The sequence below is a fragment of the Gordonia metallireducens genome (genome assembly GCF_021245825.1).
In the GTDB taxonomy this organism is placed as follows: domain Bacteria; phylum Actinomycetota; class Actinomycetes; order Mycobacteriales; family Mycobacteriaceae; genus Gordonia; species Gordonia namibiensis.
In genome coordinates this window covers 19,537-36,168 of the sequence record NZ_JAJQJP010000022.1, presented here as the reverse complement: position 1 = coordinate 36,168, position 16,632 = coordinate 19,537, and the positions used below count along the sequence as shown (strand labels likewise).

Here is a 16,632-nt window from a genome sequence, read left to right as displayed (position 1 = left end):
GTGGGGAATGCGATATGGCCATCGGAGGTGAGATGTGGTTTCGGTGACCTGCCGGACCGAATACCTGACGGGACGCCACCACGCTTCCGCAGGTGCCGCGTGGATCGTCATGATGGTCGCGCTCGTCGCACTCGTCGGGCTCAACATCGCCGGCGTCGATGGTCTGCTTATCGCGGCGGTGGTTGCCGGACTCCTCGCCTTGTCGCTGTTCGCGGCAGCATACGGCCGACTGGGCGAGCGGGGAGCGGTGTTGCTCACCGTCGACGACGACACCGTTTACTTCGGCGACGAGGACCACACTTTGGTGTCCTACCCGCTGAGCGCGCTGCGGTCGTTCGCGATCGGTGGTCCGGCCTACGAAACCTCGGCGATGACCGGCAGGCAGGCCCAGCACCTCACCGTCCTCGGGCAGAAGTACCTGAAGCTGACCTTCGCGCGTCCACAACCAGGCTCCGGCGCCGGGTCTGATGAGGACCGCGACCCCGACCTCTGGCAGGTTGCGATCGTCGAGGGCGATCCGGCCGCGACCGCGGTGATCGACCGGCTGCGAGCGCATGCGCCGCAACGTGTTTCGACGACCAAGGACGCGGGACGCAAGTCCGGTCAGGAGCAGGCTGCCGACCGGCCGGCGACGGTGTCGGTGGGGCAGATGCACCTCGACCACGACTCCTCGGATCGCGAGCACACACCGGTCGATCTACGCCGGCCCCGCATCGCCGACGCGGGCTCGGACGAGGCCGCGCAACGGTTGTGGGAAGAGGCGACCCGCCGCCACGACGAGGTGCTCACCGCCTACGGCACCTACGAACTCGACCCGGCGCTGCTGCTGAAGTACCCGGCGGTCACCGACGTCACGGTCGAACAGACCCAGACCTTCCACCTCGCGCTCGATGAGGCCACCGCCCTGCGTACCGACGCCTACCCGGGTAACCGCGGTCGCGCCGACGCCTACCAACAGTCCGTGGCCGCACTCCGGCGAGCCTGGATCGCGTGTGAGAAGCACGGACGACGCATCGGCGCGGGCTACCTCGAACCCGCTGACCAGAACGCCCTCGACACCGCAATCAAGCTGTACAACCACGCCGAGGCGAGCAACACCCCGGCCGAGCAGGCCACGTACTACGGGCGCGTTCGCGACATCGTCACCACGATGACCGATCGCGGCGTCCTGCATCCGCCGGAGGCGGCGGTCGCGGAACTGAACGCGGTCACGCGTCGCGCGCTGGAGGCCGGGACCTCCAATGCGTGACGATCAGTAGTGCGCCGCTTTGATGAACTGTCCGTCGAGGGTGTACATGCCTTTCGACGCGTCGACCCTGGCCATCTCGACGCGGATCACGAAATCGGTGTCGTCGTGGAGGTGTGGCTCGGTGACGTCGATGGCGACCGCGCTGCGGTCGTATTCGGGGATCGAGCCGCGCCTCATCGCGTCGTCGCGGACGCGATCGAACAACTGCGGTGAGATCGCGTCGAAGGCGAAGCCGTCCGGGCGGTGGCGTCCCTCCCTGCCGGAGACGTCCGGGAACGTGCCCGGCGCGATGACGATCTGCCCGCTGCGGGCCGGGGTCGTATACCGGACGAGGACACCGCCGCTGTTCTGGATGCTGCTGGCGCTGATGATGGGGGTGTTGTCGGCGATGCCGCGGATCACGAAGTCGTCGAGTACCGGTGCGTTCGGGGCGATCCCGGCGAGCGGCAGTGCGGAGCGGGCGATCGTGAAGGCGGTGTCGAAATCCGCTGGGTCGAAGTACTTCGCGACGGTGCCGTCGGTCCGGGCCTCGATCTCGATGTCGCGGATGAAGGCGTCCCCGGGATCGAACGAGCCGGTGAGGACGACGGGTTCGTTCGCCGTCGGGCGTCGGATCTCGAACCTGTCGAGTCGGGCGTCCGAGACGATGGGGGTGACCTCGGCCTGCATGGAGCCGGCGATGTCGCCCAGCGAACCCGGGTTGATCGTGGCCGCGTCGAAGGTCTTGTCCGCCCGGTCCATGGTGGGCGTCGCGGATGCGTTGGAACCGCCGTCCCAGACACTGATGCTCGTTGCGCGCCCGTTGGAGGGATCGAACACGATGGCCTGGTCGGAGGTCGAGTCGAGGTTGTAGCCCAGGCGCAACACATTTCGGGTTGCGCCGGGTCCGAGGTGGTCGACGATCTCGTCGAGGAGCCGTTGGTGGCGTTCGGCGAGTGAGGCCTCCGCGTCGTCGCGGCCGGGGATGTCGACGGCCGAACCGAAGGACGGCAACGACGGGACCGAGATCGTCCAGCTCTCGGCGACACCGAACAGCAGGGCGGCGGCCGTCACCAGCGTCACCGCCGGGTAGATGACCGCCAACCGGCCGGGATGGTCGTCGAACTCGGGGGTGTCGGTCTGATCGCGCGGCGGCAATTGATCGGGTGGGAGCGTGGTGAACGGGTTCGACGCCAGTGCCTGGAAATGCCCCTTGCTCATCGAGGTGATCCACCGCGCCTCGTAGGCGGTGTCATTCGGCGGGTTGACGGTCGCGGTCACCATCGTGGGCTGCATGTCCTCGGCGGTGAGGGTGCTGCGCGTGAGCGCCCCGACCTCGATCTGCGGGGCGTCCCGGGTGACGCCGCGCCGGAACTCCGGCAGTTCCGAGACCCGCGACGCGCGCGGACTGATCGCGATCCCCAGGACGACCAGCGGAACGCCGAAGAACAGGGCGACCCACCAGGCGTTGAACGCGCCGAGCCCGACGCCGGTCGCCACCAGCAACCCGGCCACGGCGGCGCGGATCAGTCGTCGGCGTGTCCTGCTCGGGAAGGTCGCGCTCATCGGCCGTCCTAGGGTGAGGGGAGCAAGGGCGAAATGCGCCGTCGGCGAAATAGGTGGACTGATCATAATGTCGCCGACCCCGCTCTACCAGGTGCCGCGTACCGTTGTTGCTGACCTGACGGCGCCGCGAGGCCCGACGGGTCTTGTAGTTGGCCGGGAAACGATCAGGAGAAGTGTTTCGGTGGGAAAGCTGACCAACAGCATGTGGCGACTTCTGGGCGCCCAGTCGACTCGCAATCAGTCGAAGTCGCTGAGTGTGATCAAGGAGGCCGAAGCCCACACCGATTGGGCCGCCGAACTCGCCGACGACGCCTTCGTCGGTGAGGCCGAGAAGCTCGACATCGGGTCCAAGCCCGGCGACCGGGCGAAGTTCCTGGCGCTCGTCCGTGAGGCCGCGGACCGCTCGATCAACCTGCGCCCCTTCGACGTCCAGCTGCAGGGCGCGTTGCGTCTTCTCGAGGGCGACATCGTCGAGATGGCCACCGGTGAGGGCAAGACGCTTGCCGGCGCGATCGCCGCGATCGGGCACGTCCTCGAAGGACACCAGGTCCACGTCATCTCCGTCAACGATTACCTCGCCACCCGCGATGCCGAGTGGATGAAGCCTCTCTTCGACGTCTTCGGCATTGCGGTGCATGCCATCTCGGAGAGCTCCAGCCGCGAGGAGCGTCGACGCGCCTACGCCGGCGACGTCACCTACGGTTCGGTCAACGAGATCGGATTCGACGTCCTCCGCGACCAGTTGGCCCTGTCCGAGGCCGACCTCGTCTCACCGAAGCCCGACGTCGCGATCATCGACGAGGCCGACTCGGTACTCGTCGACGAGGCACTGGTTCCGCTGGTGCTGGCCGGATCGACCGAGACCGAGGTTCCCGACCAGGCCATCCACGATGTCGTGTCGCGGATGAAGAAGAAGCACTACGAGGTCGACGCCGAGGGTCGCAACGTGACGCTCACCGACGAGGGTGCGGCCTTCGTCGAGGAGGAGCTCGGCGGCATCAACCTCTACAGCGAGGAGCACGTCGGTTCGACGCTCGTGCACGTCAGTATCGCGATGCACGCCCACTACCTGCTCGAACGCGACATCCACTACATCGTCCGCGACGGTGGGGTCCACCTGATCAACGCCTCGCGCGGCCGGGTGGCCCAGCTGCAGCGCTGGCCGGACGGCGTCCAGGCGGCCGTCGAGCTCAAGGAGGGTCTCGCCCAGACCGACTCGGGCGAGGTCATCGACACCATCACGGTGCAGGCGCTCATCGGCCGCTACCCGAAGGTGTGCGGCATGACGGGTACGGCCCTTGCCGCCGGTGAACAGTTCCGGCAGTTCTACGACCTCCGGGTGTCGCAGATCCCGCCGAACACCGAGAACATCCGCACCGACCTGCCCGACCGGGTGTACGACACCAAGGCCAACAAGGTCGAGGCGATCGTGGCCTACGTCAAGGAGATCCACGAGACCGGCCAGCCGGTCCTCATCGGCACCCACGACGTCGCCGAATCCGAGGAACTCGCGTACTTCCTGGAGAAGGCGGGTGTCCAGTCGGTGGTCCTCAACGCCAAGAACGACGCGCAGGAGGCGAAGATCATCGCGGAGGCCGGTGCACGCAACGCGGTGACGGTCTCGACGCAGATGGCCGGCCGCGGTACCGACATCCGGCTGGGCGGTTCGGCCGATGACGCCGCCGCCCGCGACGCGGTCGTCGAACTGGGTGGATTGTGCGTCGTCGGCACCGGACGGCACGACACCGAGCGTCTCGACAGCCAGCTGCGGGGTCGCGCCGGACGCCAGGGCGACCCCGGCACGTCGGTCTTCTTCTCCAGCCTCGAGGACCCGGTCGTCACCAAGAACCTCGCGTTCAAGCGTGATCCGGTGTCGCCCAATGAGGACGGCTCGATGGGCAGCAAGGGCATCGACCTCATCGAGCAGGCACAGCGGATCGCCGAGGGAGTCCGCCTGGAGTTGCACGCCAACACCTGGCGCTACAACAAGCTGGTCAACCAGCAGCGGGACATCATCGTCGACCGGCGGATGAAGATCCTCACCACCGACACCGCCCTCGACGAGCTCGCCGAACTCGAACCGGAGCGCTACGCCGAACTGGCGGGGGAGAAGCCCGCGGAGTCGGGCGACGCGGCTAAGGCGGACGAACCGGCGAAGGCCGACAGCGAGGTCGCCGTCGACGCCGTCCCGCGCGAGGTGCTGAGCCAGGCGGCCCGCGAGATCGTGCTCTACCACCTCGACCGTGCGTGGGCCGACCATCTCGCGTTCGTCTCCGATGTCCGGGCCAGCATCCATCTGCGGTCGCTGGGCAAGGAGAGCCCGCTCGACGAGTTCCACCGGATGATCCTCGCGGAGTTCTCCGATCTACCCGCCCAGGCGCTCGAGAAGGCGCGGGAGACGTTCCGGGAGGCGAAGATCACCGCGGACGGAGTCGACCTCGGTTCCTCGGATCTGCACCGCTCGACGACGACGTGGACCTACATGGTCCACGACAACCTCTTCTCCTCGGGCGGGGCGAAGACGCTGCAGGGCATCATCGGGATCTTCCGGTGACCGAACCGGAGGCGGCACCCACGCCGGCTCCGGACCGGATCGTGACGGTGCCGAACGCGCTGAGCGTGCTCCGGCTCGTCCTCATCCCGGTCTTCCTCTGGCTGCTGCTCGTCGAGAAGGCCGACGGGTGGGCGTTCGCGGTGTTGATCTTCTCGGGGGTCTCCGACTGGCTCGACGGGAAACTCGCCCGCCTGCTCGATCAGTCCTCGCGGATCGGGGCGCTGCTCGACCCGGCGGCGGACCGGCTGTACATCGTGATCATCCCGCTGGCCTTCGGCGTGCGGGAGTTCATCCCGTGGTGGCTCATCGGCATCATCATCGGGCGCGACGTGCTGCTGTTCGCGACGGCACCGCTGCTGCGTTCGCGCGGTGTGTTCGCCCTGCCGGTGCTCTACATCGGCAAGGCGGCGACCTTCGCGCTGATGAGCGCGTTCCCCTGGCTGCTCGCCGGACAACTCGAACCGGTGAGCGGCTTCGCCTACCCGATCGGGTGGGCGTTCATGATCTGGGGTGTGGGGCTCTACCTGTGGTCCTTCGTCCTGTACTGGTATCAGACGATCCTGGTGATGCGACACATGCCGTCGCGCCGTCAGGCCGACACCTCGCCAGACAGTAGAGTCTGACGGGAACGAAAGGGGCCCTTGTGACCGACAGCAAAGTGCCAGAAGACCTGCGCTATACCGCAGAACATGAGTGGATCGAGAAGATCGGACCGACGACCGTGCGCGTCGGCATCACCGACTTCGCCCAGGATGCACTCGGCGACGTGGTGTTCGTGCAGCTGCCCGACTCCGGTGCAGAGGTCGCCGTCGGCGAATCCTTCGCCGAGGTGGAATCGACCAAGAGTGTCTCCGACATCTTCGGGCCGTTGGCCGGTACCGTCAGCGCGGTCAACGACGCACTGGACGCCTCGCCGGAACTGGTCAATTCGGATCCGTACGGTGAGGGCTGGCTGGTGGAGATCGAGGCCGCCGACGAGGCGACCCTCGAAGAGCAACTGGGTGATGTTCTCGACGCCGCGGGCTACCGCGCCGTCATCGAAGGGTGAGAGTTCCCGCCGATCCGCCCCGGTGGCTCTGATCGACCTGGCTGATCGCCCCGGTGACGATATGATCGACCGTGCCGGAGTCGACTCGCTCGCCGGTGCGATCGACATGACCGGTACGGTTACGGCAGTGGGAAAGAGGCGTGACGTGAACCAACTTCGCGATCACGCTCCGAGATCTACCCGTCCGCACATGTCATGTAGATTCAACCGGCCATCGTGGCGAGAGCCGATTCCGAACCGACGCGAGACCGCGATCGGGTCCGGAGACGTGGACGGCCGGACAGTGCGGTTGGCCGAACAGTGCGGTGTGCACTGACAGTGCGATTGCACTGACGACGACGAAGGAGAAGTGGTGAGCGAAAACGACAGGGACTTCGAGGCGCCGGTGGAGACCACCTCGGTGTTCCGGGAGGAGTTCATCAATGAACTCGATGCCGGAACCAGCACCTCGAGTGAGCCGGCCGAGACGGGAGTCGAGCGACTCGCTCCCGGGACCGCGCTGCTTGTCGTGAAGCGGGGACCCAACGCGGGATCGCGGTTCCTCCTCGACCAGCCGACGACCTCCGCGGGTCGGCACCCCGACAGCGACATCTTCCTCGACGATGTGACGGTCAGCCGTCGTCACGCCGAATTCCGACTCGGCGACAACGAGTTTCAGGTGGTCGATGTGGGCAGCCTCAACGGCACCTACGTCAACCGGGAGCCCGTCGACACCGCATCGCTGAGCAACGGCGACGAAGTCCAGATCGGCAAGTTCCGTCTGGTCTTTCTGAGTGGCCCGCGCGACGAAGCCGACGCCTGATAAGTCGTGACGGCGTCCACGGCCCCTCGCGGCGAGGGATCGATGTCCATCGGCACGGTCCTCGCCCAGTTGCGTGATGACTTCCCGGACATCACGATCTCGAAGATCCGGTTCCTGGAATCGGAGGGTCTGGTGACCCCGGAGCGGGCGCCGTCCGGCTATCGGCGATTCAGCGAAGCCGACTGTGAACGGTTGCGCTTCGTCCTGACTGCGCAGCGGGACCGTTATCTCCCGCTGAAGGTCATCAAGGAACAACTCGACGCGATCGACAACGGGAACGGTGGCTTCGGTTCCGGCGGGACCGTGGCTCTGTCCACGGCCCGCGGCACCGTCGCACCCGCCACCGATTTCGGCGCGCGCGCCGGTCGCGTGTCCCGGGAGACGCTCATCGAGCGGACGGGCGTCGACTCGGCGTTCGTCACCGAACTGCAGCGCAACGGGCTGCTGACCCCGGGGCCGGCCGGTTTCTTCGACGAGGACGCGGTGCGCCTCGTCGAGGCCGCCGCGGCGCTCGCCAGCTACGGCCTCGAGACACGCCATCTGCGTGCCTTCAAGGTGTCCGCGGACCGGGAGGCCGGCCTGGTCGCCCAGATCGCCAACCCCATCGCCAAGGGCAAGGGGACCGGCGCGCGGGACCGTGCCGAAGAACTCGTCCGCGAGATCGCCGCGCTGTCGGTGACCCTGCACACGCAGTTGGTCAAGGCGGCCGTTCGCGACGTGCTCGACTGAACTCCTTCTCGACCAGCGCACTCCAGGCCCTCGGGTGTTCCCGGCGGCCTGGAGTTGTCGTATCAACCAGCAGCGAGTCGGCCGTCGTCCGTCGTCCGAGCGGTGTAGCGTCGAGGACATCAATCGATCGCCCTACGAGGCGTCTGGGAGGTGCGAGATGAGCGAGATGCGTGTGGTGGGCATCAGGGTCGAGCCCCCGCAGAGTCAGCCCGTGCTCCTGCTCCGTGAGGTGGACGGCGAGCGCTACCTGCCGATCTGGATCGGGCAGAGTGAGGCGGCGTCGATTGCCTTGCGGCAGAAGGGGATCGAGCCGCCGCGCCCGCTGACCCACGATCTGATCGTGAATCTCATCCGGGAGTTCGGCCAGACGCTCCTCGAGGTGCGGATCGTCGACATGCAAGAGGGCACCTTCTACGCCGAGATGATCTTCTCGGGCGATCTCCGTGTGTCCGCGCGGCCGTCGGATTCCATCGCCGTCGCGATGCGTGCCGAGGTGCCGATCATCGCCGACGAAGAGGTCCTCGCCGAGGCCGGTCTGCTGATCCCGGAAGAAGAGCCCGAGGACGCCACCGTCGGGTCGGTCGACGAGACCAAAGAGGATGAGGTCGAGAAGTTCAAGGAATTCCTCGACAACGTCTCGCCCGACGACTTCAAGGCCAGCGGCGCCTGACGCGGTTCCGGTCACGGAACGGCAACCGGAAGGTCACCGTTTGTCTCAATCTCAACTTGAGGTTGAGCCTCATGGCGCGTCGCATTGATCCGGTGTCCCGCTCGGCATAGCGTCGAACTCGACATCGCGCACCACTCAGGGGCCGATGAAGATGTGATCGGCTGACCCGAGCAGGGCCTGGACCGCGTACTGTGGACGTGGATGTCAGGCATCTGATGCGGCATCCGGTCCGAGCTTTGCGAGGGAGACATCAAGTGGGCGATCGTCCGGTCGACAGTGAAGTGACGTCGAGCGACCCGTCACCCGACCACGCTGTGACCGATCGCCCTGCGGGCCCCACCCAGGGCAGCCTCGAGGAGATCGCACCGGGTCTATTCCCCGACGACACCGTGCCCGACGAACTCGTCGGCTACCGCGTGCCGAGTGCCTGCCAGATCGCCGGCATCACCTACCGCCAGCTCGACTACTGGGCACGCACCTCGCTGGTCGTCCCGTCGATCCGCGGCGCCGCGGGCTCGGGCAGCCAGCGTCTGTACTCGTTCAAGGACATCCTCGTCCTCAAGATCGTCAAGCGTCTCCTCGACACCGGCATCTCGCTGCAGAACATCCGTGTCGCGGTCGACCACCTCCGCCAGCGCGGCGTCGAGGACCTCGCCAAGATCACGCTCTTCTCCGACGGCACCACCGTCTACGAGTGCACCTCCGCCGAAGAGGTCGTCGACCTCCTCCAGGGCGGACAGGGCGTCTTCGGTATCGCCGTCAGCGGTGCCATGCGCGAACTCACCGGCACCATCGCGGACTTCCCGGGTGAACGGGCCGACGGCGGCGTCAGCGAGGCGGCGCCCGAGGACGAACTCGCGGCACGCCGCAAGAACCGCACCCGCCGCACCGGTTAGACCGCATCCTCACGGCACCGGCACGTGATCCTCACGACTCTCCCGATGTCGTCTGGACCAACGCGATGTCGACCTGCGTACACTGGTGCGCGCGTCGCTACGCCGCGGGAGAGCGTCACCGAGCAGTCCAAGGTGACCGCCGAAGGAGCAACACCTCTCCGTCAAACTCTCAGGCACCCGGACCGTGGTGGTGACGGCGTCTCTGGAAAGTGACGACTCGTCGTCCGCCCACGGTGAAAGGTCGTCACGCAGCGCCGCGTGACACCGAATCTCTCAGGCGTCTCCCGGCCACCGGTCGGTGACATGACAGAGGGGGAGGGCGAACCAGCCGGCACCGCGCCGGCGCCTGCGAGAGGTTGCCCTCACCATGCCCTCAGCCGACACGTCGTCAGCGCCAGTCACCTTCGTGGACCGCCACGTCGGACCCGACCCCGACGAGACGCAGCGCATGCTCTCGGTGATCGGTGTGTCGTCCCTCGACGAGCTGGCTCATCGCGTCATCCCCGCGGTCATCGCGGACGAACTCGACTCGAACGTCCTGGGTGCACTGCCGCAGCCGCAGGGTGAGAGCGAGGTGCTCGCCGAACTCAGCGGACTCGCAGCCCGCAACACCGTTGCCCGTTCCATGATCGGTCTCGGCTACTACGGCACCCACACGCCCGGCGTCATCCTGCGCAACGTCCTGGAGAACCCGGCCTGGTACACCGCGTACACGCCTTACCAGCCGGAGATCAGCCAGGGACGCCTCGAAGCGCTGCTGAACTTCCAGACCATGGTCGCCGACCTCACCGGCATGGAGGTGGCGAACGCGTCGATGCTCGACGAGGCCACCGCGGCCGCGGAGGCGATGACGCTGCTGCGGCGCGCGGGCAAGTCGAAGTCGCCGCGTGTCGTCGTCGACGCCGACCTCTTCCCGCAGACCCGCGCGGTGATCGAGACCCGCGCCGAGCCGCTCGGCATCGAGGTCGTCGAAGCGTCCCTCAACCCGGAGCTGCCCGACCGCGGTCTGCCCGAAGGTGACTTCTTCGGCGTCGTCCTGCAGGTGCCCGGCGCGTCGGGACGTATCGTCGACGCCGCCCCGATCATCGACGCCGCCCACGAGCGCGGCGCTCTGGTCGCCGTCGGTGGCGACCTCCTCGCGTTGACGCTGATCACGCCGCCGGGGGAGCAGGGCGCCGACGCGTGCTTCGGCACCACCCAGCGTTTCGGCGTGCCGATGGGCTTCGGCGGTCCGCATGCCGGGTACCTCGCCGTCGGTTCGAAGCATGCGCGTCAGCTGCCGGGTCGCCTGGTCGGCATCTCCAAGGACGCCGACGGCAACCTCGCCTACCGCCTGGCGCTGCAGACCCGAGAGCAGCACATCCGCCGCGAGAAGGCCACCAGCAACATCTGTACGGCACAGGTCCTGCTCGCCGTGATGGCCGCCATGTACGCGTCGTACCACGGACCGGAGGGTCTCCGGGCCATCGCGCGCCGCACCCACGACGCCGCGGTCCGCCTGGCGAATTCGCTGGCCGCGGGCGGGTTCTCGGTCGCGCACGCCTCGTTCTTCGACACCGTGGAGGTCCACACGCCCGGCCAGGCCGACGTGATCGTCGCCCAGGCCCGTCGCGAGCGCATCAACCTCCGCCGCGTCGACGCCGACACCGTCTCGATCGCCTGCGACGAGACCACCACCGAGGCCGACCTCGACGGCGTGCTGCGGGCGTTCGGCGCCGGCGGCGTGGAGCCGCTCGACTTCGCGCGGCCCATCGAGAACCGCACGAGCGAGTACCTGACGCATCCGGCATTCAACCGGTACCGCACCGAGACGGCGATGCTGCGCTACCTGCGGGCCCTGTCCGACAAGGACATCGCGCTCGACCGCAGCATGATCCCGCTCGGCTCCTGCACCATGAAGCTCAACGCGACCACGGAGATGGAACCCATCACGTGGCCTGGGTTCGCGGGCCTCCACCCGTTCGCACCCGTCGAGGACACCGTCGGCATCCGCGAGCTCATCTCCACCCTCGAGAACTGGCTTGTCGCCGTCACCGGCTACGACCGCGTGAGCCTGCAGCCGAACGCGGGTTCCCAGGGCGAGTTCGCCGGACTGCTCGCGATCCGCGGCTACCACCGCAGCCGGGGCGACCTCGACCGCGACATCTGCCTGATCCCGTCGAGCGCCCACGGCACCAACGCCGCGTCGGCGGTCATGGCGGGCATGCGCGTCGTCGTGGTCGGCTGCCGGGAGAACGGCGACGTCGACCTCGAGGACCTGCGCGCGAAGATCGCCGCGAACGAGGGCCGGATCGCCGCCATCATGATCACCTATCCGTCCACCCACGGCGTGTTCGAGCACGACATCCGCGAGATCTGCGGTGCCGTCCACGATGCCGGCGGGCAGGTCTACGTCGACGGCGCGAACCTCAACGCCCTGGTGGGCGTGGCGCGTCCGGGGCACTTCGGCGGCGACGTCAGCCACCTGAATCTGCACAAGACCTTCTGCATCCCGCACGGCGGCGGCGGGCCCGGCGTCGGACCCGTGGCGGTGCGCGAACATCTCGCGCCGTTCCTGCCCGGACACCCCCTCGCCGACGAGCTGCCCGGCACGGCGACCATCGCCGCGGCCCCGTACGGTTCGGCGACGATCCTGCCGATCACCTACGCCTACATCGCGATGATGGGTGCGGCCGGACTGCGTCGGGCGACGCTCACGGCGATCACCGCGGCGAACTACGTCGCCAAGCGTCTCGGCGACCACTACCCGGTGCTCTACACCGGCGAGGGCGGCTTCGTCGCCCACGAGTGCATCCTCGACCTGCGGGCGCTCACCAAGGAGACCGGCGTGACGGTCGATGACGTGGCAAAGCGCCTGGCCGACTACGGTTTCCACGCGCCGACCATGAGCTTCCCGGTGGCCGGCACGCTGATGGTCGAGCCCACCGAGAGCGAGAACCTCGACGAGATCGACGCGTTCTGTGACGCCATGATCGCGATCCGCGAGGAGATCGATCGCGTCGGCAGCGGTGAGTGGCCGGTCGACGACAACCCGCTGCGCGGGGCACCACACACCGCGGAGGCGCTGGTGGGCGAATGGGACCACCCGTATTCGCGCGAGGTCGCGGTCTACCCGCAGGGACTCCCGTCGGCCGGCGCCCGGGCCAAGGTGTGGCCCTCGGTGCGTCGTATCGACGGCGTGTACGGCGACCGGAACCTGGTGTGCAGCTGCGCGCCGATCGAGGCCTACAGCAGCTGACCTGAGTGCACGTGGCTCCGCTCCTCATCTGCTCGTCGAGTAGGTGAGGAGCGCAGCGTCGGGTCATCTACCTGCTCGTTGAGTAGGTGAGGAGCGCAGCGTCGGGTCATCTACCTGCTCGTTGAGTAGGTGAGGAGCGCAGCGTCGGGTCATCTACCTGCTCGTTGAGTAGGTGAGGAGCGCAGCGTCGGGTCATCCACCTGCTCGTTGAGTAGGTGAGGAGCGCAGCGTCGGGTCATCCACCTGCTCGTTGAGTAGGTGAGGAGCGCAGCGACGAGCCGTATCGAAACGACTCGGGCGTCTGCTATCCGCCCGCGGTTCCCGAAGGTGCCGGCGAGGCCGCAGAGCTCGCCGGCACACTCGTCGGTCCGTAGACGACGCGGTTGATCGCGACGATCGCGCCGTCCTCCGGCGTGGGCATCGGGTCGCGGGTACGCGGGAAGGTGACCGTGGCGGTGGCGGCCGGCATCGGGGCGTCGCCGCGGAAGCCGAGCTCGGTGAGCAGCTGCAGCTGTTCGGGCTGCGAGGCGTAGGAGATGAACTCCGCGACCGCGTCGGCCGCGACGTCGCCGACCTCTGGTCCGGAGAGACGGACGATCGGGTAATCCGCGATCGGCGTCGGCCCGGACGGGATCACCTCGGCCAACTTCGCGGGCTGGTCGGTCCTGGTCATCTGGTACAGCCGCTGCTCGGTGATCGGCACGGCGTGGATTCCGGCCTTCGCCGGGTCGGCGGCATTGGCGATGGCGGTGGCCGCGCCCTGCGGGGTTCCGTCGGGCGAGAGCGGGGCGCCGCCGAGCATCGCCTTGACGCTCGAGGTCACGCGCGGTGACTCGGCGTCGGCGGTGGTCAGCGGGCCGGTCGTCCGCGTCACGCGGGTGGCGACCGCCTGTGCCGCCAGTGCACTCGCGTCGGACTGGGCGCCGATCGGCATCGCCATACGCAACGAGCCCCAGCCCTGCAGGCCGAACTCGGTGAGCGAGGCGTCCCGTTGTTGCAGGAGCGGGACCTGCGACCAGTCGAGCTGGTCGCCGGCGGCCTTGGCCAGTTCGGGCGAGACCGCGAGAACGACAGGCGTCGAGACGAGTGAACGGGAGTTGCCCTCGATCAGATCGGGTTTGGCCGAGGCGAGATCCGCCGACCACACCGACGATTGCGGCACCCAGGCGGCGGGGTAGGCGCCCATGGAGTCGGCTTCCCACTCTCCGGTCAGACCGTCGAGGGTGATCTTCGCGTCGCCGGGCCGGACGGCGATGGTGATGCAATGGTCGCGGACCACCGGCTTCGTGTTCGCGAACGAGGTCGCGATAGCGGCGAGACCGGGTGCGATGTCCGGGTCGGCGATGATCGGTACCGATGTGGCACCTTCGACACATTGGGCGGCGGCGTCGTCGGCCTGCCGGTTGATGCGATCACCGAGGTCGCGCCAGGTGACGACGATGGCGGCGACGAGCAGGATCGACAGCATTGCGAAGACGACACCTCGGCTGACGCCACGGTTGCGGATGCTCTCCCCGCGGTTCCGATGATGTGCCAACGCCGATGCCCTCCCTGCTCTGAGCGTGCTGTCCCCAGGCTCCACCCGGTCGATGTGCAGCGCAGGGTACGACGATACGCCGTGCCGGTCCATCAGGGACCGGCACGGTCGTATCAGTGCGTCGTGGCCGAGGTGTCAGCCGGCCGCGTTGGCGGCCTTGTACTCGCGGCGACGGCGATGCAGGATCGGCTCGGTGTAACCGCTGGGCTGCGTGGTGCCCTCGAGGATCAGCTCCTTGGCCGCCTGGAAGGCGATGTTGGAGTCGAAATCCGGGGCCATCGGCTTGTAGGCCTTGTCGCCGGCGTTCTGACGGTCGACGACCGGGGCCATCCGCTCGAGCGAGGCGACGATGTCGGCCTCGGAGACGATGCCGTGACGCAGCCAGTTCGCCAGGAGTTGGCTGGAGATACGCAGGGTGGCGCGGTCCTCCATCAGCGCGACATCGTGGATGTCGGGCACCTTCGAGCAGCCGACGCCCGCATCGATCCAGCGGACCACGTAGCCGAGGATCGACTGGCAGTTGTTGTCGAGCTCCTGCTGCTTCTCCTCGTCGGACCAGTCGGTCTTCGCGGCCAGCGGCACGGTGAGGATGTCGTCGACCGAGGCCGGGTCGCGCTTGGCGATCTCGTCCTGACGCTCGAAGACGTCGATCTGGTGGTAGTGCAGTGCGTGCAGGGTCGCGGCGGTCGGGGACGGCACCCAGGCGGTGGTGGCACCGGCCTTGGGGTGACCGATCTTCTGCTCGAGCATGTCGGCCATCAGATCCGGCATGGCCCACATGCCCTTACCGATCTGCGCCTTGTGCTGCAGTCCCGCGTGCAGACCGGTGTCGACGTTGAAGTCCTCGTACGCCGCGATCCACTTCTGCTTCTTCATCTCGGCCTTGCGCACCATGGCGCCGGCCTCCATGGAGGTGTGGATCTCGTCGCCGGTGCGGTCGAGGAAGCCGGTGTTGATGAACACCACGCGCTCCGAGGCGGCCTTGATGCAGGCCTTGAGGTTGACCGTGGTCCGGCGTTCCTCGTCCATGATGCCGACCTTGAGGGTGTTCTTCGGCAGACCGAGGACCTGCTCGACGCGACCGAACAGCTCGACGGTGAAGGCGACCTCGTCGGGGCCGTGCATCTTCGGCTTCACGATGTACACCGAACCGGTCCGCGAGTTCTGCAGACCCTCGCTGCTCAGGCCATGGATGCCGATCAGCGAGGTGACCAGGCCGTCGAGGATGCCCTCGGGGACCTCGTTGCCGTCGGCGTCGAGGATCGCGTCGTTGGTCATCAGGTGACCGACGTTGCGCACGAACAGCAGCGAACGACCGTGGAGGTCGAAGGCGGTGCCGTCGGGAGCGGTGTACTCGCGGTTGCCGTTGAGCACACGGGTGAAGGTCTTGCCGCCCTTGGTGACCTCTTCGGACAGATCGCCCTTGTTCAGGCCCAGCCAGTTGCGGTAGCCGGTGACCTTGTCCTCGGCGTCGACCGCGGCGACCGAGTCCTCGAAGTCCATGATCGTGGTGATCGCGGACTCGACGACGACGTCCTTGATGCCGGCCGGGTCGGTGGAACCGATCGGCGAGGACGGATCGATCTCGATGTCGAGATGAAGTCCGTTGTTGCGCAGCAGGATCGAGGTCGGCGAACCGGCCTCACCGCGGTAGCCGACGAACGCGGCCGGATCGGCCAGCGTCGAGGTTGCGTCACCGTCGAGGGTGACCTGCAGGGCGCCGTCGACCACGGCGAAGGACCGCACGTCGGTGTAGCTGCACTGCTCGAGCGGGACGGCCTTGTCCAGGAAGTCCTTGGCGTAGGCGATGACCTTGTCGCCGCGGACCTTGTTGTACGACGAACCCTTCTCGGCGCCGTCGGTCTCCGGAATCGCGTCGGTGCCGTAGAGCGCGTCGTACAGCGAACCCCAGCGGGCGTTGGAGGCGTTCAGCGCGAAGCGGGCGTTGAGGACCGGCACGACCAGCTGCGGGCCGGCGGTCTCGGCGATCTCGCGGTCCACGTTGTCGGTGGTGATCTGGAAATCGGCGGGCACCTCGGCGAGGTAGCCGATCTCGGTCAGGAAGCTCTTGTAGGCGTCGAAGTCGGCGGAGCCGGGGGTGAGGTCGGCGCCCTTGTGGTCGCGGTGCCAGGCATCGATCTTGGTCTGCAGATCGTCGCGGACGGCGAGCAGCTCGCGGTTGCGCGGGGCGAGATCGGCGATCACCGATGCCGCGCCCGACCAGAAGGCGTCGGCCTCTACACCGGTACCGGGCAACGCCTCGTTGTTGATGAAGTCGTACAGGACGGAAGCGACCTGCAACCCGTTGACGGTGATCCGGTCCGACATGATTGCCTTTCTCGAGCGAATGAAGACGACATCCAT

At 67.6% G+C, this 16,632-nt stretch carries 12 protein-coding genes and 1 riboswitch; of the genes, 9 read left to right on the top strand and 3 right to left on the bottom strand.

Going from position 1 to position 16,632, the window contains the following annotated elements:
• The first annotated feature begins 34 nt into the window (after positions 1–34).
• Positions 35–1,249 carry a hypothetical protein gene (locus LQD00_RS07075; protein WP_232716376.1) on the top strand — a complete coding sequence of 405 codons (1,215 nt, stop codon included), beginning with the start codon at positions 35–37 and terminating at the stop codon, positions 1,247–1,249.
• A 3-nt stretch (positions 1,250–1,252) separates the two neighbouring features.
• On the opposite strand, the gene LQD00_RS07070 is transcribed toward LQD00_RS07075, so the two are convergent.
• The gene (locus LQD00_RS07070) at positions 1,253–2,794 is read right to left on the bottom strand and encodes a hypothetical protein (RefSeq protein ID WP_232716375.1); all 1,542 of its coding nucleotides are present in this window, start codon (positions 2,792–2,794) and stop codon (positions 1,253–1,255) included.
• A gap of 181 nt (positions 2,795–2,975) precedes the next feature.
• On the opposite strand from LQD00_RS07070, the gene secA2 reads away from it, so the two are divergent.
• The 8 genes from secA2 (at position 2,976) to gcvP (ending at position 12,731) form a co-directional block, all read left to right on the top strand.
• The gene (secA2, locus tag LQD00_RS07065; protein ID WP_232716374.1) at positions 2,976–5,348 is read left to right on the top strand and encodes an accessory Sec system translocase SecA2; all 2,373 of its coding nucleotides are present in this window, start codon (positions 2,976–2,978) and stop codon (positions 5,346–5,348) included.
• Positions 5,345–5,971: a CDP-alcohol phosphatidyltransferase family protein gene (locus tag LQD00_RS07060; RefSeq protein WP_232716373.1), complete on the top strand. Its 627-nt coding sequence runs from the start codon at positions 5,345–5,347 to the stop codon at positions 5,969–5,971. Before secA2 ends, LQD00_RS07060 begins: the two co-directional genes overlap by 4 nt.
• Positions 5,972–5,991: 20 nt before the next feature.
• A complete protein-coding gene (gcvH, locus tag LQD00_RS07055) occupies positions 5,992–6,396 on the top strand; it encodes a glycine cleavage system protein GcvH (RefSeq protein ID WP_232716372.1) in 405 nt (134 codons plus the stop codon).
• A 349-nt stretch (positions 6,397–6,745) separates the two neighbouring features.
• Entirely contained in the window at positions 6,746–7,198 is a 453-nt protein-coding gene (gene garA, locus LQD00_RS07050; protein ID WP_005199386.1) for a glycogen accumulation regulator GarA, read from the top strand.
• A gap of 42 nt (positions 7,199–7,240) precedes the next feature.
• Positions 7,241–7,927, top strand: a complete 687-nt coding sequence (ftsR, locus tag LQD00_RS07045; protein ID WP_006865029.1) for a transcriptional regulator FtsR — start codon at positions 7,241–7,243, stop codon at positions 7,925–7,927.
• A 157-nt stretch (positions 7,928–8,084) separates the two neighbouring features.
• Positions 8,085–8,597 carry a bifunctional nuclease family protein gene (locus tag LQD00_RS07040; RefSeq protein ID WP_232716371.1) on the top strand — a complete coding sequence of 171 codons (513 nt, stop codon included), beginning with the start codon at positions 8,085–8,087 and terminating at the stop codon, positions 8,595–8,597.
• 254 nt (positions 8,598–8,851) lie between these two features.
• On the top strand, positions 8,852–9,493 hold the full coding sequence (locus LQD00_RS07035) for a MerR family transcriptional regulator (RefSeq protein WP_232716370.1): 642 nt from the start codon (positions 8,852–8,854) through the stop codon (positions 9,491–9,493).
• A gap of 95 nt (positions 9,494–9,588) precedes the next feature.
• A riboswitch (glycine riboswitch) is annotated at positions 9,589–9,688 on the top strand.
• Between the two features lie 172 nt (positions 9,689–9,860).
• Positions 9,861–12,731, top strand: coding sequence for an aminomethyl-transferring glycine dehydrogenase (gene gcvP / locus LQD00_RS07030; RefSeq protein WP_232716368.1), 2,871 nt, complete (start codon positions 9,861–9,863; stop codon positions 12,729–12,731).
• 304 nt (positions 12,732–13,035) lie between these two features.
• On the opposite strand, the gene LQD00_RS07025 is transcribed toward gcvP, so the two are convergent.
• Together LQD00_RS07025 and LQD00_RS07020 are read right to left on the bottom strand one after the other, a co-directional pair.
• A complete protein-coding gene (locus tag LQD00_RS07025; protein WP_232716366.1) occupies positions 13,036–14,268 on the bottom strand; it encodes a hypothetical protein in 1,233 nt (410 codons plus the stop codon).
• Between the two features lie 135 nt (positions 14,269–14,403).
• Complete coding sequence (locus tag LQD00_RS07020) at positions 14,404–16,596, bottom strand: malate synthase G (RefSeq protein ID WP_232716364.1); 2,193 nt, start codon at positions 16,594–16,596, stop codon at positions 14,404–14,406.
• Between the last annotated feature and the right edge of the window lie 36 nt (positions 16,597–16,632).